The organism is Chryseobacterium sp. MDT2-18, from assembly GCF_030815285.1.
GTDB classification, from domain to species: Bacteria; Bacteroidota; Bacteroidia; order Flavobacteriales; family Weeksellaceae; genus Kaistella; species Kaistella salivictor.
This window is the reverse complement of the sequence record NZ_JAUSWQ010000008.1, coordinates 117998-139190: the sequence shown is the minus strand read 5'-3', so window position 1 is coordinate 139190 and position 21193 is coordinate 117998. Positions and strand designations below refer to the sequence as shown.

Below are 21193 nucleotides of genomic sequence, written 5' to 3'. Positions count from 1 at the left end.
GATAGGTTTTATTACGCAGTTTTCATCATTGATGTATACACGAAAAAGATTACAGGATACAAAATATCCAATAATATGAGGGCAACCGCGAATGTTGAAGCCTTGAAAATGGCGGTAAGAGACCATTGTTTTCCTAAAATCCATCACTCGGACAGAGGAGGGCAATACATTTATAAAGAATATGTCAAGTTGCTGAAAGAAGGGGCTACCCAGATAAGCATGGCCTTGTCCGCACAGGATAATGCATATGCAGAGCGGATAAACAAGACCATAAAAGAAGAATATCTGGATCGATGGAAACCCATGAACTTTGAACAGTTGAAGAAATTTACAAAGCGAGCGGTTAATCAATATAATAACCGCCGACCACACAATAACCTTGGCCGGTTATCGCCTGTAGAATTTGAAAGAAGATGGCAGGAAAAGGGATTTTCATCCCAACCCATTATCACCATCTATGATAATAATGAGCCGTAAAAAAAAAGAGGTTACCCAATGTGGAAAGCTATTAAAATATGGATAAATTTAGAAATGATTGCACTTAAAATTTACCCACATTTTAACAGCCACATTCAACAACGACCATGAAAATAATTATATAAAAACAAGTCAACACTATTCAGGGATTGGCAGGAATGTCATGGCAGTTAAGTGCGGGCGGCGTAATATCCAGGGTTGTAAAAGATGAAACAGATGAAAATCATGTCAACTGGAAGCACGACACTGTTAACGAAACTACAGATTTACTACAGATCAAAGAAGCTGCCAGGTCAGGAAATGCGACAGATACCGAGTATGATTGGTTCAATTTTTCATTATCCAATGGTTTGTCTGGTAGTTTTTACATAGATATGGCCTTGAATGCTTATGTAGAATCAAAGGATAAATTAAAAATCGAAATTACAGAGAAAGATGCGCCTCCTTCCGCATTTGGAAAACTCTTAGAATTTAAAATTACGGACAAATACGGAAATCAATATTATTTTGGTGGTTCGGAAGTAAATACCGAAAAAACGCTATATAACCAAAAAGGGACTGATAAACGTGCTGTAACAGGATGGTATTTATACAAGTTTGTCACACCTCAAAACAAACAAATAATCTTTACTTATTCTACTGAAATTATATCTTATTATACATCTTTAAATGCAGGATTTAGTTTTCAGCAAAATTGCTTGGATCCCTCATCTTCGTTGGGTTCATATACTTATAGTGATGTTTTAAAATCTAAATCTACAATTCTTTCGGAGAAGCCTAAATTAATCAGTATCGCTGAAGAGGGAACTGAAATTAGTTTTGTATATGGAAAGGAACGGAGGGATGTATTCAACAATAGTTCGGGAAATAATCTCCTTACTTCTATTGCAATAAAGAACAATAACAGGTTGATCGAAAGTTATTATTTTGAGTATTTTGGTGTATTAAAAACACCTGCTGCTACTTACTATGGAATTCCCTACGACGAGAGAACGACTACCAACAGACATTTTCTTAAGTCCATTTCAAAATTGAATCAGAATACGAAAACGGAATTTGAGTATTATGATCTAGATAAATTACCCGCAAGATTTAGTTTAAGTTCAGATTACTACGGATTTCCAAATGGAAAAGGAAATTTTTCTCCATTTCCGGCCGTAGCGAATGATAATAATTTTGGAATTTTTGACAGATTTCACCCCTCAACATTGGTGCTTTCCGCCGATAGGAAAGTTAATCCCCTACTGGCATCTGCTGGAAACCTTAAGAAAATTACGCACGCTACAAAAGGGTTTTCCGAAATGTTTTATGAACCCAATTCGAGCATGGAGTGGGTGGACAATGAAGTATGTGTAAGCAAGTATCTAAGTTCTGCAAATAATAAATGTAACCCTGCTGTCGACAATCCTGTAAATAATGTCACATTTATTTCGCCGGGCGGTGCCATTAAATTTAATGGCGAAGCTTATACTGATGATGTTGATGTATGTAATAATGCAGATCCTATTCACGATACTCATAAATTAGTAATAACCGACCTATCTTTAACTCCTGTTAAGATCGTATATTCGAGATCTCGTCCAATTGCAGAGGCTTTTGATAGCAATTATGAGTCTCCTGTAAATACTGTAAAAGATCATGAATACAAAGTAGAGTATTCTGTATCTACGAGATTTGGTGGAGTAACAGGTTGGGTAAGTTTCTGCTTGAAACAAAAAACTCCTACAAAACAATTTGTTTATTTTGGAGGAAACAGGGTTTCTTCAATAAAAGAATCGGATGGCGAAGGAGATTCTTATACGAAAAATTATTACTATAGCCCGCTTTCAGATATTTCAAGTGGTAAAACATCAGTAGCAGAGTCTAATACTGCAAGTATTATGGCAGAAATCCGCGAAACCTCAAAGTCTTGCAGTACAGGAAATACGTTTCCGGAAATACAAATTCTGAATGTGTATAGTGCGTATCAAAATAGTATATTCCCACTTTTTAATTATAGAAGTAATAATATTCTTTATTGGTATGTAACGGAAATTATAGAGAATAAAAGCGCAGTAGAAAAAAAGTTTTCATATGAACCAAATCAAGACTCATATATCGGGCATTTACCAATGATTTATGATATACCTGATACCAATTCCGGTGAGCTGAAATCTAATTTATTATTAGAAGAAAACATTTATAAATTTGAAAACGGAACATATAACAAATCAATTAACACAATTTATAATTACGATTTTAACAAGATAAAAAGTTTGAAAAGTTATGTTTTTAGAGAAAATTTCACTTATTATCCACAGCCTGGTGAAGATCCACTAAGAAATATATCATATGGTTATTACGAGAACCAATATGGTTTTTATAACCCAACATCAATAGTAACTAAGGAAAAAATTTCTAATCAAATATTGGAAATGACTATCAATAATCAATATTCTAATTTAAACTACCAGATTACCTCACAAAAAACCACATTCCCTGATTTAAGCATACATGAAACCTCTTATCAATACGCCCACGAGAAAGGTAAAACAGACATGATTGAGTCAAATATGGTTGGTATTCCTTTGGAAACAACTGTTCTGAAAAATGGCAAAACCATTTCCAAAACAGGAATTAATTATCAGAAAAAAACCATAGTTGGAAAAGAACATATTTTACCAGATTTGACAGTAAGTTATGATTTGCAAAATCCGTCCACTCCAACCACCGAAGTAAAATACACCAAATATGACAACAGCGGTAATTTGCTGGAATATGTCTTAAAACCCGATGTCAATGGTATTGGTACTTCGGCAGCAATTATCTGGGGCTATAACGATACCCAGCCCGTTGCAAAAATAGAAGGAGCAACCTATGCACAAGTATCTGGCTTTATCACAGATATTGTCAATTATTCAAACACCGATGCATCCGTGGGAAGCGATATTTCCGAACAGGATTTAATTGACAAACTTGATGCGTTTAGAAAAAGAACCGAATTAGCAAATTTCCAAATCACTACCTATACGTATGATCCGTTGATTGGTGTAAAAAGCATCACGCCACCAAACGGAATCCGTGAAGTTTATATTTACGATACCGCCAACAGGCTTAAGGAAGTAAAAGATATTAGCGGCAATATCCTGAAGCAATTTGAATATAATTATAAGCACTGATAAGTAAAAGTCATCAGAATAAAAAAACACCTAAAAACCAACCTATGACAAAACTCTACATCGGAGTAATATTTCTTTTCGGCATACTCTCGGTTTCCGGACAAGAAACCAAAACCTTATGGCAAAAAGACATCAAATCCTCTACCCAGGATTTTCTCACCCAACTTTCCATTACGATTGATGGACAATACCTTGTTTCGGGGAGTTCGATACAGCCTTCCAAAATATCCTCGGTAAGTTCTGACGGAGCATCATCTCAAAACAACGGTTATGATTTTCATGTCATGAAACTCAACCAGCAGGGTCAGCAAGTTTGGGAAAAATACTTTTCAGGAAACCGACACGACTATTTAGCTGCAACCACTGCGACCAAAGAAGGTGGTTTTTTATTGGCGGGGACTTCTTATTCCACTTTGGGAATCGATAAGAAAGAAAAATCGTTTGGCAGATCGGATATTTGGATCATTAAGATTAATGAAAATGGAGAGGAAGAATGGCAAAAAACCATTGGTACCCAATATGGGGATGAAGCCCGTTCGGTTATCCAGACCATGGATCTGGGTTATGTTATCGCAGGAAATGCCAATCTTTCCTCACAAGGATTCGGAGGAACGGATGTGCTGCTTTCTAAACTTGACAAAAACGGAAAATTAATCTATCAAAAAGTTTTGGGAGGTAGTGATCGGGATGAAGTTGAAAAAGTAATCCCAACCAAAGACGGCGGATGCCTGTTAGGAATCTATTCGTATAGCGGAATCTATAGTGGAAAGAAAAAAGAAATGATTAGTTCTCAACTGCTTCAAAACCCTTCAAATTCACAAAACAATACCCAAAATCCTAATCAGCCAAAACCGGTTGATGTTGATTTTTATGGAAAACAGACTGAGAATTACGGCACAGGCGACTACTGGATCGTAAAACTAGACCGGTCGGGAAAAGTGGAATGGGAACAGAATTTCGGTGGAAAAAATGATGACCATCTGCGCCAAGTCTCTTTTACTGAAAACGGATATATGATCGGAGGAGAAAGCCGTTCAGAATCATCCGGAAACAAAAGGCAGTCTTTGAAAGAAGGAACTGACCTGTGGCTGATTGCCCTGAATGAAGACGGAAGCGAGAATGCTCAATATTCTTATAATTTTGGTAATCGCGACCTCCTGATGAGTATGGACGCGATTAAGGACAAAGAAAATAAGACCAAAGGGTTTTTAGTTGGCGGTTATACCCAGGCGGAAGATAGAAAAACGCAGGACGATGAAAAATTCTGTATGTTTTATATTGATAAAGACGGAAAAGAAGAATGGCGCAAATACGTGGAAGGAAAATCTAAAAAGAAAGAAGAACGTTTGGTTTCTGCAAAACTGCAGAACGATGGAACTTTTCTTTTGGCAGGAACGAGCGCTGATGAATTGGGAGAAGAGAACTGGAAGATTCTAAAACTTGGAGACAAAGATCTGGATAACCTCATTGAAAAACAGGACATCCGTATTTACCCGAATCCCGTGGAGGATTATTGCTATGTGGAGATTGGGTTTGAGTTTAATGGTGAGGCTGAGATTACGCTACATGATATGACGGGAAGATTAATTCAAAATATAAAAACGAAAAATAACGTGACGAAAATTAATACAGGTGCTTTTCCTCAGGGAATTTATGTGGTGAGCGCGAGGACGGAAAAGAAGATTGTGAATATTAAAATTGTGAAAAAATGATGAAAAAATTTATTATATGGATCTTATTATGCTTCACACAGATATTTTTTGCACAATTTCCTGAGAACTATACTAAGAATTTACCTGACATTATTGTTCCTTCCCAAGAAACTTTCGCAAATAGCAGGATTAGCTATGAACCCAGTTCAACTGGTGAATTTACTTATCAATATCCTGTAGATAATAGTTCAAAAATCCCTGTCGTTTTGAATTATACAAGCGGAGTGAAAGTTGATGATATTGGTTCGAGTACAGGAATGTCTTGGCAATTAAATGCGGGTGGAGTTATTTCTAGGGTTGTTAAAGATAGAACCGATGAAAATAATATAAATTGGAAACCGAGCTCTGTAAATGAAGTTACAGATCATGCGCAAATTCTAGTAGCAGCTGAGACGAACAACAATATTGATACAGAATATGATTGGTTTAATTTCTCCATTTCTAATGGAATTAATGGCTCTTTTTACATTGATAAAGATTTAAATGTTTTTATTGAATCGAAAGATAAAATAAAAATCGAAATTTTCGATAAAAATGCACAAGTTACTGGATATGGAAAACTTTTGCAATTCAAATTAACAGATAAATATGGAAATCTATATTATTTTGGAGACTCCACTTCTAATATAGAAATTACTACGTATGTAGACAGAGGTGCTGAAAGAAGAGCAGTTACAGGATGGTTTTTATATAAAGTAGAAACAGCGGATAAAAAATTGGTTAATTTAATTTATACACTTGAGAACTTGTCATATTACGCAGCGGTAAATGCAGACTTTAATATTATGCCGAACTGCCCAATGCCTTATGGGCCAGGAGGAATGACATATAGTGAAGTAGATATTTCTAATTCGAGAAGTACTTCCGTTAAACCTAAATTAAGTATGATATCTGAAAACGATGTTGAAATAAAGTTTAATTATAATAAACAAAGAAAAGATTTAATTAATACCAATACTGGAAATAATCTTCTGACATCAATAGAAGTGAAAACGAATGGAAGATTAAATAATCAATATAATTTTGAATATTATGACCCCATAGTGATGCTTGCTGAAACGTACTTTAAATTCCCGTTATATGAAAGTAGTACTAGGAGCAGGCATTTTTTGAAGTTGATAAATGATTTTAAAAAAGAATATAATACTGTTTTTGAATATATTAATTTAGAATTGCTGCCCGCACGATTTAGTTTAAATTCAGATTATTATGGTTATGCAAACGGAGCGGGAAACATTTCTGCCTTTCCTATTATCGAAGATGATAACAATTTTGGAATTTTTAAATCTTTTACTTTAATTCCACAATCAATATTTTCCGCAAATAAAAAAATTAATCCACAATTATCTTCAATTGGTAATTTGAAAAAAATAATTCATCCAACCAAAGGAATTTCTGAAATATTTTACGAACCAAATTCTAGCATGGAACTAGTAAATGAGTCTGTAAAAACAACCAATCATCTAAGTGCGGAATTTAATAAATGTTATCCTTTATACAACAATCCTACTGCAAGTTTTACATTCGTATCTAATGGCAGTTTTATTGAATTTGATGGAAATGCTTTTTTTAATGATCAAGGAAATTGTGGGGAGCCAGATAGTACCCGTGACATTCACTCTCTAATAATTAAAGAAAATATACCTGGTAGTAACAATCTTGTTAGTCCCACAAACCATAACATTTCCTTACCATTTTTTGCCGAAGAACTTTCAAATAATCACATAATTCCTACATCAGCTGGTCATGAGTATAAAGTTCAATATTCTGTATCATCAAGATTTGGAAATGTAAAAGGCGACATATTTTTTAAATATAATAAACGGGATTCAATGAGTATTAAACCAATATATTTCGGAGGGAGCAGAGTCTCTTCTGTAATTGATTCAAATATTGAAGGAGATAGTTATACTAGAAAATTTTATTATAATAAACTTACCGAGATAGAAAGTCTGAGTACGTCTTTCGTGTACTATAATGAACCAACTGTATTTGCGCAAAAAACAAAAGCTTCTATATTTTGTTCACCAAGTACCGGTTTTCCGAGTACAGAAATTGTGGATTCTTACACCGCTACACATAGTAGTATTTTACCTATTTTTAATAACAGAAATAATAAACCGTTTTACACTTACACCACGGAAGTTATTGAAAATAAAAGTGCAATTGAGCGAAATTATTCTTATATAGAAAATCAAGCACCCTATTTTGCGACTCAAGTTCCAATTTTATTTGTTCCGAATACCAATAATGGAGAAATTAAATCGAATTTATTAAAAGAAGAAAATTTGTATAAATTTGAAGAAGGATTATTTAAATTATATTCAAAAAAAAATATTGAATATAATAATAGCCAGTTGAAAAATAACAAAAGTTATGTATTTAAGAAAAATTTCACATATAATCCTTTAATAGGGGAAGAACCGTTAATTAATATTTCATACGGATTCTATGAAAACTACTATGGATTCTATAATCCAACTTTAACTACATCAATTGAGTATTTAAATGGTATTCCTTTATTAACAACCATCGAAAATTTCTACAACAATCCGGCCCACTATCAGCTGACCAGTCAGAAAGTTACTTTTCCTGATCTCACCACCCATGAAACGAAATATCGATATGCTCAAGAAAAAGATAATCAAAAATTAGTTGAGGCGAATATGGTGGGAATACCTTTAGAGACGACTACTTTTAAGAATAATCTTGCTTTGTCAAAAGTAGAAACTATTTATCCGGATCAAAATAATTTTCCCACAACCCAAGCAGGAAATTTGTTATTGCCCCTTTCTGTTAAATCAACTTTAGTACCTACGATTAATACATTAATTCCACCTGTCGGAGAAGTCAAAGAAACTGAAATCACTTACGACTTATACGACAACAAAGGCAATCTTCTTCAATACACTACAAAAGCAGGTGTTTCCACATCCATCATCTGGGGTTATGACCAATCCCAGCCTATTGCTAAAATTGAAGGAGCAAACTATGCGCAAGTATCTGACCATATCGCAGATATTGTAAATTACTCCAACACCGATGCATCCGTGGGTAGCAATGTTTCCGAACAAGATTTAATAGATAAACTCGATGCGTTCAGAAAAAAAAACTGAATTATCAGGCTTCCAAATTACAACCTACACCTATGATCCATTAATCGGAGTACGCAGCATTACACCGCCATCCGGACTCAGGGAGTATTATTTTTACGATGCCGCCAATAGGCTTAAAGAAGTCAGGGACAGCAATGGAAATGTTCTGAAAGAATACCAATACCACTATAAACCTTAATCATCTATATGAGAACAAAACATCTACTCAAGTATCTTGTTGCCCTGATGATGGGAACAGGTTTATCACAAGCGCAGCTCACCCAGACAGAAAATTACGTCTATAGCAAAACCTATCTTTCAAAAACAGGTGATACCCTACAAAAACCGGCGATGGAAAGTGTCACTTATTTCGACGGTTTGGGAAGACCAAAGCAAAGCATCATCGTAAAAGGTACGCCAAGTGGTCAAGATTTGGTAACTCCGATCAAATATGATGGCTTTGGGAGGCAAACTTTAGATATTTTCCCCGTTCCGGTGCAATCAACCGATAAGGGAATTCATGCAGGAATCATTGATGAATCTGCTGCCAACGCCTATTATTCCAGTCCATCTGTAGGTTTAGGCGGCAATGCCTTCTCTGAGAAAATCCTGGAAAACTCTCCGTTAGACAGAATACAGGAACAATACGGTCCCGGTGATGCATGGAAAAGCAATTCTAAAAAAACGGAATTCTCCTATGAAACCAACGGAACTGAAGTAAAACGCTATGTTGCTACATTTGATTATGCAACCTTTGCTTCTACGATTACGTTAAATGGTGTCTATCCTGCCAGTACTTTGTATCGAAACAGGATTACGGATGAGGACGGAAACACCACCATAGAATACAAAAACGGACTGGGTCAAACTCTTCTCTTAAGAAAAATAGCAGGCGCACTCATTCCGCAAGACATAAGCCGAATAGACAGAAATATTTATGCGGATACTTATTACGTTTACAACGATTACAACCAGCTAGCCTTTGTAATTCCACCTAAGGCAGTTGCTGTCGGAAATGTATCGCAGACTATACTGGAAAATCTTTGTTACCAATATAAATATGACGGCAGAGGCAGGCTCGTAGAAAAAAAACTTCCTGGAAAAGGTTGGGAATTTATGGTGTATGATAAAGCAGACCGCCTTATTTTTACCCAAGATGCCATTATGAACCCAACAAATAAATGGCTTTTCACAAAATATGATCAATTTGGAAGGGTTATTTATACCGGCATTGTTGCAGGAATTGATAGAGCAGGAATGCAGACCATGATTGGAAATCTTATAATTACAGAACAACCCGATGCTATAGGATTTACCAAAAACGGAATGCAAATTTTTTATGCAAATTCTTATTTTCCGTATTTGGAAACGGTTTTATCCGTCAACTATTATGACACCTATCCTGTGGAAACCCTTTTCCCAACTCAAAATAAAATTTTCGGAGAAGCCATCCTTGAGGATAGTTATGGCACCAGTACTTTATCAACCAAATCACTGCCTTTGGCTTCCTTTGTGAAAAATATCAATGATGATAGCTGGACGAAAAACTACACCTTTTATGATAGAAAAGGAAGAAGCATTGCCAGTCACAGCATCAATCATTTGGGAGGAAGCACCGTGGTTCATTCCAAACTGGATTTTACCGGTGTAGTACAAAAAATTAAAACCTATCATAGAAAACTTGCTAATGAACTTCCGGTAGTTATTGAAGAGAATTTCGAATACGACAATCAGAACCGTCTTGTAAAACACTATCATGAAGTTATTGGTAAAACTCCGAAAGAACTTCTGGCGCAAAACGAATACAATGAAATCGGCACCCTGAAATCTAAAAAGGTAGGTGCAACAGGGAATGGTTCCGGATATGCCGCTCCTCTTCAATCGATTAATTACGATTACAATATCAGAGGTTGGCTCACCGGGATTAACCTCAATCATGATCAGGATAAAACCCTCAATATTGACAAATTGTTTTCCTACAAAATCAGATATGATGATGCCACTGATCCCGCATTAAAAAGATTCAACGGGAACATCTCGGAAGTCGATTGGACTTTCGGTTCACCTACTTCAAGCAGATATGATTATTCCTACGACGGGCTTAATCGTTTGCTGAAAGCAGATTATAAAACAGTGGGTACTACCGGAACCAGTGACAGTAAATTCTTCAATGAAGAACTCAAATACGACCTCAATGGGAATATTACAGAGTTAAAAAGATTTGCCCAAACACAGGCTTCTACCACCTTCGGAACCATGATTGATGAATTGCAGTATACTTATGACAATAGTGGTTTAAGCAATAGGGTTATCAGTATCAATGATTTAAAAAACAATGATTTAGGATACAAAGGAAATGGAATATTACCCATTACCTACGATGCCAATGGCAATATGAAAACTTTTCCCGACAAAGGGATTACTCAAAATATTGTTTACAATTATCTGAATCTCCTGGAAACCATCGTGCAAAATGGATTTCCAACCAACAATATTTACCGTGCAGACGGGGTGAAAGTTCATAAAAACTATGCAATTAACGGTGAAACGATTGACACTGATTATATTGATGGTTTTGTTTACACTTCTAGATATACGGAAAGACTAAGAGATGCCCTAAGTATAGATGACCAACCAACCAGAGAAGCGATAACAGCAGGTCAGGAAGAAACTTTCGCACTTGCAGATCGGGTAATTAATCCCATTCGTCCGCCTGCAACACAACAGTCTTCGCCCAACTTTTTCCCAACTGCAGAAGGATTTTATGATTTTGAAAATTTTAAGTATATTTACCAATACAAAGATCATTTAGGAAATGTAAGGCGAAGTTACAGCTACAATAGCAGCGAAGATAAAATAGATATTGAAGATACAAATAATTATTATCCTTTCGGTCTCAGTTTTGTTACAGAAAATGCTTTTAGTGGTTCACAATACAGTCCTTCGACAACGTATAAGAATTACAAGTACAACGGCAAGGAACTTCAAGAGACCGGGATGTATGATTACGGCGCAAGGATGTACATGCCGGATATCGGAAGATGGGGGGGTGTTGATCCGCTGGCGGAAATGTATCAACCAATGTCAACTTATAATTATGGAGGTAATAATCCAATTTATTTTACAGACCCTAATGGAATGAATTTGGATGATTACAAACTAAATCAAGATGGATCGGTTGAATTGCTTCAAAAAACAGAAGCTACATCAGATACTTTATATGCAACGGATGACAAAGGAAATGTTGATTCGTCAAAAAGTGTAACAGTACAAAAAGAAAAAGCTTCAGATAGCTCTGTTATAGGAGATTTGGCTAATAAAAGCGTCCCAAGTTCTAATTATCCAGATGGAATAAATTTTGGTAGGACTAAAAATGTAACTGATGCAGGAAATGTATTTTCATTTGCTGCTAAAAATTCCAATGTTGAATGGGGAATTGGTGCATTTAAGTCTGGCAAAGATACTTCTTATACCGTGTTTACAGGTCACGATGACGATTCGTTACCTTCGGATTTCTTTTATCAATCTGCTTCTAAATTTTTATATGGAATACATTCACATAAAAATCTTAATCAGCCTTCTAATTCATCAGATTTAGATGATGATTACTCATCTGCTTATTATAAAAATATTGAATATAAGAATAGAACTGGAAGTACAAATTATCCTAATTATTATATGTTATATGCCCCTAATAAAGGTAGTATGCAATTATGGCAATATCAATCCAAACCATCTGGTACGACAAGCAATCCTTCTCAAAAAATATCAACGAGTAATTTGGGTAAGATTTTAAGATTAAATTTAAATAACCTTGCCAAATGAAAAAATTAATTTTAATATCCTTTTTAGCACTTATAGGTTGTTCAAAACAAAACAAAAATAGTCCTTTTGTTCACGAAGAGACATACAATGTTATTGATAATTCTATTAGAGAAATGAAAAATGATAAACAAACCGCAAACGATAGTATTTATTATCTTTTTCAGAGAAATGATTCCTTGATTGTGGTTAGCCTTGATAAAGAGAAATTTAAAGTTACTACTAATGCTAAGAAAATCGGGTACTTTAAAATTAATAGCAATAGAATCGTAATTACTGAGGAGACAACCCCTAATTATAAAATTTTTGAATTGAAAAAGGCATTGAAGCCATTTCAAATTAGGATCAATGACAATGACAATTTTTCTCCGGATTATTTGAAAGGCATTGTTTATAAGATAACCAGTCATGATGAAAAGTATTTTTTTGAAAAAAAGTATAAAGGAGATTTAAGCAAAATTTTCAAAAATAAAATAGAATACACAATTCCAATTATAGAAAACATTGTAAAATAGAAAATACTGGAGATAATTATTATGATCGTAACACGGGTAAAACCAATTATTCTGGTTATTATTTATATATGCCCCTGCTCCCGCCCCCCCCCCCCGCTGGTGCGAGCGTCACGCTCGTATCTACAGAAATAACAAATCCAACTTTTAGGAGTTGGCTTTGTTATGTTATTACTTATCAAACTGTTTATCTACGAGGTCGAGGAAACCCTGCGCCAGTTCATCGAGAATTAGGAGATGTTCGTCTCGAAGATAATGTTTTCCTGTTGCAATTTTTTGTTTTATCTTTATAACGTTCTTGTTTTTAGGTAAGTATATATTTCCAGTTATGAAATGGATCAATCATAAAAATACTGTTCGCAGAAATACCATTTTTCTCAAGATATATCGAAAGGCTTGGGAGAAGGAGCATGTGATTCTCTGGCGACTTGTCGAACAAAGCGCTTCTGTGGAGGAATTGAGTGCGGAATACGGAATTGAGAAAGATGATATTCTCACTATGTATCAACGATTGCTTTTGGTCGTGCATTCTTTAGATAAACAATTAAGTAAAGTTCAGCAAGCCTATTGGAGAAAGCAAAAAAGAAGGAGGTATCACCTCGTGCTCGCCGAGAAAAGGCGGCGTAATGCTGTCTTAAGCAAAAAACTTAAGGATAGCAGTTTCCCGTTAAGTTGCCGTTTATACAATGTGCTGTATAATCTAGATATTAGTACTGTACGAGATCTGACTAATTCTCCAATACCTGAGTTTCTAAACTATCGCGGTTTTGGTCGGAGCAGTATGAATGAGTTGATCGAATTTATTGAGTTCGAGCATTTAGAATCTTATTTTAAAGGGTTTCAAAAGCACAAAAAGAAGTATTACTATAAAAGCCGAAATAATAGGAGATAAGAATATGCTGATTTGGTGATGGTTGGATATTGGTCATGTTTTTGCAGTGAACCCCTACTCTAGTGGAGGGTTAGTTTGCTTCGGTACTGGACTCCCCGCAAATGATATTAATTAATGAGTTCCCAGATGGATTGGCATGGAATTCCCATGTAGCTGGAGAATTCTTCTACAGTTAGAACCTGATGCTCAGATTTGTTTAGTTCTTTTTTTATTTTACGGATGAGGTCACGGCTGTATCTTTCGCTTTTTCCTGTGATGCGCTGAATGTCTTTCGGGTAGATGCAGAGGCGGGTGATTCTAGGTTTCATCTTTTTGTTTTTCTTTGCTGAACAAAGGTTTGAAAACAAAATGAATTTCTTTCGGTAGGGATCAGGTAGTACCGTGATTTTTATAGTCCTTCATTTGATAAGTACGGTGTACGAAGCGGCTTTTCTTAGGCACGGTGTCGCATGCGAAACTCTAGCCCGCAGAGTTATGGGAGGTGTATTTACCCGAAATATCCAGAAAAATGTAGGGTTTTTGATAATCAGGAAGAAATTATTATATTTGACTCAGCTGTTTATTACATGACAGAAAAGTTGAAAGCAGGTTTTTGATACTCCTACAGTTCGACGCAGAGGCGGCGCAGCAATTGGATTATTATTGTTGTTTTTTCAACACCGAAGGGGAGAAGAATATAATGAAATACTCAAAAAGGATCGGTTTTTAGCGGGAAAGTGTCCCCACTTTCAAAGTTGTTTCTACCCACTTTCCCCTAAGACGATCCGATATTTACAAATATGTCTAAAGCAACTTACTACACCTCTTATTCACTGTTTTTGCTATTTGCGGGCGGTTGTGGGTTTTTTAACGAACTACATGATACAAACGTGGGGAGTGGAGTAGAGCGGATCGTTCATTAAAAAATTAAAAAAGATTGCCATCTTCCGGAAGTTTTAAAAATCCTTTATTTTTTATCTTTGAAATCCTCCATACCGTCAGAACCGGAAAATCAATACTTTTGTACTATCTATTTCCGCAAAACAATGTTAAACCAACAGTTGCCTTATTATCTTCACTACTTTACCAATTTAAAAAGAGATGCCAAAAACGGCGGTGCTCCACACAAACCGGTTCTGCTTCTGAGCATCATCCAGTTATTTGAAGAGAAGATTTATACTGATCATCAGATTTGTATTCTGCCGGAATTGGTCGCTGCGTTCAAATCGATCTGGTCGAAACTGGTGGTAACGAATCATCATCCGATCTTTGCACTGCCCTTTTACCACATGAATTCTGAGCCGTTCTGGACTCTTATTGCTAACGTGGGGTGCGAACAGTGGATCGCTTCCAAAAGTCCGATGCGGAGTTTAAACAATTTAAACGCAGCTGTCAACTTTGCCATGATCGATCCAAATCTGGCGGCAGTACTTGCAGATCCTGCAGGCAGAGCTATTCTTAAAAATGCGGTGTTAGAGCAGTATTTCCCGGAGACCAAGATGAATTTAAAAATGTTCAGCAGCGATGGGCTTCCGTCCCCGTCCATTCTGAATGAATCCGGAGAAGAATACCGGCGTAAAATTCTGGAACTGAAAAAGCAGGTTGATGAAAACACTTTTCAGGAGGAAGTATTTGTACGCAGTGGTCTTTTTAAAAGAGAAATCCCAAAAATTTACAACAATACCTGCGCGGTTTCAGGAATGCGGATTGATGCATTGACCGCTGTTTCCATGATCGATGCCTGTCATATTGTGCCTTTCTCTGAAGGGTATAACGATACGCTGACCAACGGTATTGCATTATGCCCTAATGTACACCGGGCTTTTGACAGAGGCCTGATCTCTGTGTCCGATCACTATACCGTTCTACTAAACAAAAATTTTATAGAAAACCCGTCCGTATATAATCTGGCGCAGTTTGAGGGAAAAAATATCTTGCTGCCGTTCGACAGTATGCACCATCCCACATTAGAGAATCTGTCTCATCACCGAAGGCGTTTTGGCTTTTAAATTATAGAAAAGTGTGATCCAAATCCGGAAACTGCTTTTTAGCCATGTATTCAACAGTTTTTCTGCAGGTACTGAAATTGTAGAAAAAAGTCCAGCTTACGGGATAGAGTTTGTCTTTCGGATTATAAATAATCTCCCACAATTCATAGCGGCCGTACTCTTTGTTGTGTTTTATTTCTATTTTTCGTTTTGACATCATATGTGCAAAAATAAGTAAAAAGTATCCTACAAATTGTTAAATCGAAACTTTATACTTTTCTTCGAAAAACTCCTTCAACAAAACCTTATTGTCTTCTTTAATTAAAAATTCTTTCTCACGATCGTCAAGCTCACATACCCCAAAATTATTAATATAGGTGCTGTTTAAAGAATAATAACTGCCCGAATAAGGCTTACTCGTACTTTTTATATAATACCAGAAAATATCCGACTCCATTATTTTGCGTACAATTTCCAAATCATTTGCATTATCACCGATTAAAGCCAAACCATTATAAAACATGAGATTTTCATCATCATTGGCTAAAAAAGAAGGCGTAACATCAGAAAATTTAGGAAAGAAAAGTTTGTGCATCATCTTTTCAAGAGACTGCGTACGCCCAAATGCATACCAGTGTTCATAATCCAGGGCTTTACCCTTATCCCTTGTCTCAAGAATTTCTTTCTTATGTTGCAGATATTTGTAAGCATGTGGGAATTTCTCTTGAAGCTCATTCTCCTGTATAATATCCGCTTTCCCATTCATAGCATAGGGAAAAATAACCTTTTCACGCAATTGTTGTAAACTCTTAATTCTGCTCAATTTATTAGAATTCACAATATTCCTGCAGATGCCTTTTTCAATAGCATGCTTTTCCCCATTTTGCAGATAGTAAAATTCATCATCTTCATCAACGGGTCTGAAAATATAAATATCATTTTTCAGCGTTGCAATACCATGTCTCGTTGAAACCTTACAATATATTACTTTTCTTCTTCATAATAAATTTTATAATATTTCCTACCATCTTTCTCAATCCCCTTTTCAATTAATTCTCTGTTTCCGTGAATGTATATATCAAAGTTTTTGTCAAGCTTTAAAATGTTTTTGAAAACTCTTGCTTGCTTTTTCACTGCTTGGGCAGATATTTCAAAGTTGTCTGAAAGTTCTACTTCATTTTCTTCTCGATAAGTTTGGTCAAATTTTCGGAATGATTCTATTACATTACTGTCGGCAAAAACTGCCGTTTCAAACTCTTCTTTGTCGAAAGTTTCGTGTTTTTTAAAATAGTCAACTGAACGGTTGAGGTAATCAATTTGATCGGTTTTTGAAACTTCAAAGTCTTCTGATAATTGTTGCGTTACAAATTGTTTAGTAATGCCTAAGAATTGATTTGTTTGATGATAATCATTTTTAATTGGCTGAATTCCTAAAAAATCATCTTTCCAATACTGAGCTTCCGAACTTCTGTTAGTATTGTCAACGACAGAAATTAAAAATCCATTCTCTTTTTCAATATTAAAGATTAGGCATCCCTTATCTAATTTATTTGTGTTTATTCCTTTCTCATCAGTCAACTCAAATCCATTTTCTTTATTATTTACTTTAAGTACAGTGTCTTTGTTTTCAGATTTAAATATTCCAATACAGTCAACCACTTCATCATTTATTTTGCAATCATTGAAGTAGATTATACATAACTCCCCACTTTTTATTTGTGGATGAGTACTCTTATCGTACAAATATCGACCTGCATTTTGTGATTGTTCAATAAATGATTCTTTGTTTTTAAAAATAGAACTTACGAATTGATAAACAGGGTTAAGTTCCAAATTTGGAAGAAAAAAGAATTGATACAACTCATCATATTTAAAACTATTGTTTACCAATTGCTTAATATGTCGTTCAATTCTATTAAAATCAGTCAATATATCAGAAAAACGCACACCATCTCCACTATTTTTATTGCCAACAGAATGGACTATAAATTTATTAATTTCTCCTAATGTTATATTTTGCATAGTTAGTTATTGTAAATTTCATTTGGAATTAATCCTTTTCCGTCTATAAATTCATCTACAGTATGAAAGTATGATAAGTTGTTATCTATCCAGTATTCTTTTGATGCGTGTTCTACCATAATAATTTGAAAATTTTTCTTTTTTTCAACTTTAATATAATCAACAAACGAATTCAGTAATTTAAAAGCGTCAATTAACTTTGTTTTATCATCATTTTTTCCTTCGTAATATGGTGTACTTGGTTGGTCAATAAATAAAAATTCTGGTATATGGTCTTGTTCAATATTTAATACGTGTTCGTGTAAACCTAAATAAAGACATAAATGCATAAACATATAGTTTGAAGCACTTCCAACGTTATCTAATGCAAACAATTGTCCCTCAGGAATTAGTTGTAAAATCATTTTTTCACTATTGAATTCTACTCTACTATAATTATATTTTGCCAAAGAGCTTAATTGGTTGAAATTTCGCTGAATACTCTGGTTTAATAGTGTTTTCATTGAAAATTTTATTTGTGAGGTTTCTTGTGGGATTTTTAATAATCTTTCTTTTTCTTCATTCAAGCTATTCAGTTTGATTGTATCAATAGGCTTAATTACTTCTCTTTTTAAAATTTGTTCGTACGCATACTTGATTTCTCCAAGTACAATAAACTTTTCTCCTTCTGATTGATAATTTTGCTTAATCTTGTTAAGTTGGGTGATTTGTTTGTCAATTTCCTGAATTTGTACTCGTAATCCCTTCACATCACCTGTAACTTTTAAGGGTTCTGCTATTTTCTTGGAAAGATTAGCTTTAATATTTTTCAATGAAGATTCTAAGGACTCTACAAATAGTTTTGTTTCATATGAATCTACTAATTGGTCTGACAGTTTTTGGTTTAAAAACTCTATAGGTTGCAGGCTATCAGCAGATTTGTTCAAGTTCTTTTTATATAAATCATATTCTCTTTGATATTGATTTATGGTATTAAGATGTGCTTGTAATTCACTTTTACTTTTGTACAGAACATTAATTTCTGAAAACAATTTTGAATTTTCTGCCACCTTTTTTGTATTGGAAATAATGTCTTTAATTGTCAATATTGCCTTATCTACATTATCGAAAGAGTCAGAATATTCAATAAAATTGTATGTTTTGCACTTTTCAATCAAGTTGAATATTTCCTTTTCAAAATTGTTGATTTTATTTTGATTACCCTTTTCCTGCTTTTGAATTGTCTTTAACCCATTTTCAATTTCCTGTAAACGGTCAATGGCTTTAATATTCTCAACATCATTAACGCCAATAACTAAGTCGAAAATATGACTTAATGCTTTATCATATTCATCCTTACCATAAAATGTAGTATCAAAATACGTTTCTGGTGCATCGATAATAGTTTGCGTTAATGAATTGAAAAGTAAAAAATGTCTATACGAAATATTGAAAGTTGTTTTGCCTAATCCTTTTCCAAATGGAAATCTTAAATTCTCACTAATACCAAATTCTTCATCTAAGATTGCCTTTATTTCAGCTATTTCTTTATTACTCACGGGTTTATTAGGAAAACCACCTAAATGAAAAAAAACATCTGAGGAAACAGAACCATTACTTGGCGTTTTTCGAACTACCGATATTTCCTTGTCATTTATGTTAAAACGAATTCCAAACCATAAAACCTTGTCGATAATTTCAGTCGGAATCGTTACTTTACCAGATAAAAGGCAATAGTCAATAATATTCCAGAAACTTGTTTTGCCGGTAGTTGAATCACCTGTAATGACATTTACTTTATTGGGTAAAAATTGATAGCTTTTAGGGTCAGTTTTTTCATCCTTAAACCAAAGCTTCATTTCGTGAAGTATAAATTTCATAATTGTACTTTTAAGATTTTGTAAAGTTGAATGGTAGAATGTTTTTCTATCATTGATACAAAAGTTGGAATAACTTCCTGAATTTTATTAAATCTGTCGCCTAAAATTTTATCTTCTGAATCTAATAAAGTAGTCGCCACTATTTCATTTCCTATACTTATTTGATTGCTTGCATTTAATATTGTCAAAGAATTAATTGTAACTGGTAATAGTGATAAATACCTTTTATTGAACGATGTAAATAATCTTGACTGCTCTTTTATCATATCCTCCAATTCAGCACTTTTGTTTTTGGATAAATAACTAACTGTTCTATCATCCAATAAGAATGGCAAAACCAAACAGGAACGAGCAATATCCAACGTATCAATTTTATTCAATATCAATAAGAAAATGCAACTTGAAATTGCTTCGTTATTGTATACATAGTAGATTTCTTTCATTCCTTTTTGTATTTATTGCCCCAATCAAAATGCCATCCGATTTCAAGTTTATCTGATAGAGCGTAGTAATGTCCATTGCTAAATTCAATACCTAAAGCTGAAAACCCAGGGATTGATAAGTCTTGTTTTCTGATACAGTCAACTAAATCAACGCCTAAGTTTTTAATATCATCTTCTAAATCCTCAATAGCAGAACCATTATTTATTTGACGTTCAATTTGTCTGTATTTTGCTTTAAATTCAGTTATCCATATTTGAATACTATTATTTTTAAATTCTTCTATATCTGTAAGTAAAATGAAATTCTCTTCCTCAGACCAATAAGTAAAATGATTTAAAAATTTCAACATTTGAGTAGTGTAATTTCTAATATCATTTGAACCTGTTTGTATTTCGCCTATATCAAGTAATTGCTTGATAAAAATTTGACTTTCCAAATTATCAGGTAATAAAACAGGAAATTCTCTTTTAGGTAATGGGCGAATTTCAGTCGCAACCTTAAAACATTTTCCAAAACGTTTTCCGAAATCATCTCCGGATATTTCAAATTTTCCACCAGCCTTTATATCTAAGTACTTTGATAAATTTAATTCAGATGAAAATTTTTCAAAGATTGGCTCAACTAAGTTTTCTTGATAGTATTTCTCAAGTATTCTATTCTTAATCTTATCAATAATTTCATCCTCGCCTGTTTCTATCGACAATTTCTTTAAAAATAGCTCAAGTTTACTTTTACTTAGTTTGGCAACTTTTTTTAAATATCCTTTGAGTGTTTCGTCCTTAGTTTTGGTTTCTAGTTCCTTTATTTTAGACTTTATGTTATCAAAATTATTATCTGCTTTGAATGTATTAAGTGAAGCTATAAAATCATTGTTACTTTCACTCTTATTTGTTACTAAAATGAATGTGTGTTTTTTAAGAAAATCAGAACTTTTATCTGCATTAACAAAATCAACCCAATTGCTTAGCGTCTTCCATAAATCAGTATCCAAATCAGTTAAATTCTGTGGATTGCCTTTAGCATTTTTTAAGATTGTATGTTTTGCCTGATATAAAATTGTTGTTCCATCTTCTTTATCAATATGCACATCATCTTTAACTTCAAATCCAATCTTTTGCCCGAATTTAAGGTCAAGGGCTAAAAACATAAAGTAATAGAATTGGTAGTCAAATCCTATTGCTTGTGGTCCAGCAGTATGTTGTTCTTGTATCGTTTTTGTTTCAGCCATACACT

The 21193-nt window shown here is 34.3% G+C and carries 16 protein-coding genes; 9 read left to right on the top strand and 7 right to left on the bottom strand.

What is annotated here, in order from left to right:
* The 8 genes from QF004_RS09885 to QF004_RS09850 form a co-directional block, all read left to right on the top strand.
* A partial coding sequence (locus QF004_RS09885) for an integrase core domain-containing protein (protein ID WP_307425703.1) occupies positions 1-477 on the top strand: 477 nt, incomplete at its 5' end.
* A 158-nt stretch (positions 478-635) separates the two neighbouring features.
* Positions 636-3635: a hypothetical protein gene (locus tag QF004_RS09880; RefSeq protein WP_307425700.1), complete on the top strand. Its 3000-nt coding sequence runs from the start codon at positions 636-638 to the stop codon at positions 3633-3635.
* A 44-nt stretch (positions 3636-3679) separates the two neighbouring features.
* A complete protein-coding gene (locus QF004_RS09875; RefSeq protein WP_307425697.1) occupies positions 3680-5347 on the top strand; it encodes a T9SS type A sorting domain-containing protein in 1668 nt (555 codons plus the stop codon).
* Complete coding sequence (locus QF004_RS09870) at positions 5344-8463, top strand: hypothetical protein (protein WP_307425694.1); 3120 nt, start codon at positions 5344-5346, stop codon at positions 8461-8463. Before QF004_RS09875 ends, QF004_RS09870 begins: the two co-directional genes overlap by 4 nt.
* Positions 8441-8641, top strand: a complete 201-nt coding sequence (locus QF004_RS09865; protein ID WP_307425691.1) for a hypothetical protein — start codon at positions 8441-8443, stop codon at positions 8639-8641. Before QF004_RS09870 ends, QF004_RS09865 begins: the two co-directional genes overlap by 23 nt.
* Positions 8642-8649: 8 nt before the next feature.
* Positions 8650-12267: a DUF6443 domain-containing protein gene (locus QF004_RS09860; RefSeq protein WP_307425690.1), complete on the top strand. Its 3618-nt coding sequence runs from the start codon at positions 8650-8652 to the stop codon at positions 12265-12267.
* Positions 12264-12779: a hypothetical protein gene (locus QF004_RS09855; RefSeq protein WP_307425687.1), complete on the top strand. Its 516-nt coding sequence runs from the start codon at positions 12264-12266 to the stop codon at positions 12777-12779. The genes QF004_RS09860 and QF004_RS09855 overlap by 4 nt, the downstream gene beginning before the upstream one ends.
* A gap of 325 nt (positions 12780-13104) precedes the next feature.
* The gene (locus QF004_RS09850) at positions 13105-13668 is read left to right on the top strand and encodes a DNA-directed RNA polymerase subunit alpha C-terminal domain-containing protein (RefSeq protein WP_307425684.1); all 564 of its coding nucleotides are present in this window, start codon (positions 13105-13107) and stop codon (positions 13666-13668) included.
* A gap of 107 nt (positions 13669-13775) precedes the next feature.
* On the opposite strand, the gene QF004_RS09845 is transcribed toward QF004_RS09850, so the two are convergent.
* On the bottom strand, positions 13776-13976 hold the full coding sequence (locus QF004_RS09845) for a hypothetical protein (RefSeq protein ID WP_307425681.1): 201 nt from the start codon (positions 13974-13976) through the stop codon (positions 13776-13778).
* Between the two features lie 717 nt (positions 13977-14693).
* On the opposite strand from QF004_RS09845, the gene QF004_RS09840 reads away from it, so the two are divergent.
* Positions 14694-15656 carry an HNH endonuclease gene (locus QF004_RS09840; protein ID WP_307425678.1) on the top strand — a complete coding sequence of 321 codons (963 nt, stop codon included), beginning with the start codon at positions 14694-14696 and terminating at the stop codon, positions 15654-15656.
* Position 15657: 1 nt separating this feature from the next.
* Here the strand turns inward: QF004_RS09840 and QF004_RS09835 are convergent, their stop codons facing one another.
* From QF004_RS09835 to QF004_RS09810, 6 genes are all read right to left on the bottom strand, one after another.
* Complete coding sequence (locus tag QF004_RS09835; RefSeq protein ID WP_307425676.1) at positions 15658-15855, bottom strand: hypothetical protein; 198 nt, start codon at positions 15853-15855, stop codon at positions 15658-15660.
* A 36-nt stretch (positions 15856-15891) separates the two neighbouring features.
* Complete coding sequence (locus QF004_RS09830; RefSeq protein ID WP_307425673.1) at positions 15892-16458, bottom strand: hypothetical protein; 567 nt, start codon at positions 16456-16458, stop codon at positions 15892-15894.
* Positions 16459-16619: 161 nt separating this feature from the next.
* Positions 16620-17657 (bottom strand): nucleoid-associated protein, encoded by a 1038-nt coding sequence (locus QF004_RS09825; protein WP_307425671.1) that lies wholly within the window; start codon positions 17655-17657, stop codon positions 16620-16622.
* Positions 17658-17659: 2 nt separating this feature from the next.
* Entirely contained in the window at positions 17660-19516 is a 1857-nt protein-coding gene (locus QF004_RS09820; RefSeq protein ID WP_307425668.1) for a DUF3732 domain-containing protein, read from the bottom strand.
* The gene (locus QF004_RS09815; protein WP_307425665.1) at positions 19513-19959 is read right to left on the bottom strand and encodes a three component ABC system middle component; all 447 of its coding nucleotides are present in this window, start codon (positions 19957-19959) and stop codon (positions 19513-19515) included. Before QF004_RS09815 ends, QF004_RS09820 begins: the two co-directional genes overlap by 4 nt.
* A complete protein-coding gene (locus QF004_RS09810; protein ID WP_307425662.1) occupies positions 19956-21188 on the bottom strand; it encodes an ABC-three component system protein in 1233 nt (410 codons plus the stop codon). Before QF004_RS09810 ends, QF004_RS09815 begins: the two co-directional genes overlap by 4 nt.
* Between the last annotated feature and the right edge of the window lie 5 nt (positions 21189-21193).

Excerpts from the sequence above, each read along its gene's own strand:
- QF004_RS09815 (WP_307425665.1), bottom strand. The coding sequence starts at position 19,959 with ATGAAAGAAATCTACTATGTATACAATAACGAAGCAATTTCAAGTTGC.
- QF004_RS09880 (WP_307425700.1), top strand. The coding sequence starts at position 636 with ATGTCATGGCAGTTAAGTGCGGGCGGCGTAATATCCAGGGTTGTAAAA.
- QF004_RS09850 (WP_307425684.1), top strand. The coding sequence starts at position 13,105 with ATGAAATGGATCAATCATAAAAATACTGTTCGCAGAAATACCATTTTT.
- QF004_RS09875 (WP_307425697.1), top strand. The coding sequence starts at position 3,680 with ATGACAAAACTCTACATCGGAGTAATATTTCTTTTCGGCATACTCTCG.
- QF004_RS09855 (WP_307425687.1), top strand. The coding sequence starts at position 12,264 with ATGAAAAAATTAATTTTAATATCCTTTTTAGCACTTATAGGTTGTTCA.
- QF004_RS09835 (WP_307425676.1), bottom strand. The coding sequence starts at position 15,855 with ATGATGTCAAAACGAAAAATAGAAATAAAACACAACAAAGAGTACGGC.
- QF004_RS09860 (WP_307425690.1), top strand. The coding sequence starts at position 8,650 with ATGAGAACAAAACATCTACTCAAGTATCTTGTTGCCCTGATGATGGGA.
- QF004_RS09840 (WP_307425678.1), top strand. The coding sequence starts at position 14,694 with ATGTTAAACCAACAGTTGCCTTATTATCTTCACTACTTTACCAATTTA.
- QF004_RS09865 (WP_307425691.1), top strand. The coding sequence starts at position 8,441 with ATGCGTTCAGAAAAAAAAACTGAATTATCAGGCTTCCAAATTACAACC.
- QF004_RS09845 (WP_307425681.1), bottom strand. The coding sequence starts at position 13,976 with ATGAAACCTAGAATCACCCGCCTCTGCATCTACCCGAAAGACATTCAG.
- QF004_RS09810 (WP_307425662.1), bottom strand. The coding sequence starts at position 21,188 with ATGGCTGAAACAAAAACGATACAAGAACAACATACTGCTGGACCACAA.
- QF004_RS09870 (WP_307425694.1), top strand. The coding sequence starts at position 5,344 with ATGATGAAAAAATTTATTATATGGATCTTATTATGCTTCACACAGATA.
- QF004_RS09820 (WP_307425668.1), bottom strand. The coding sequence starts at position 19,516 with ATGAAATTTATACTTCACGAAATGAAGCTTTGGTTTAAGGATGAAAAA.
- QF004_RS09825 (WP_307425671.1), bottom strand. The coding sequence starts at position 17,657 with ATGCAAAATATAACATTAGGAGAAATTAATAAATTTATAGTCCATTCT.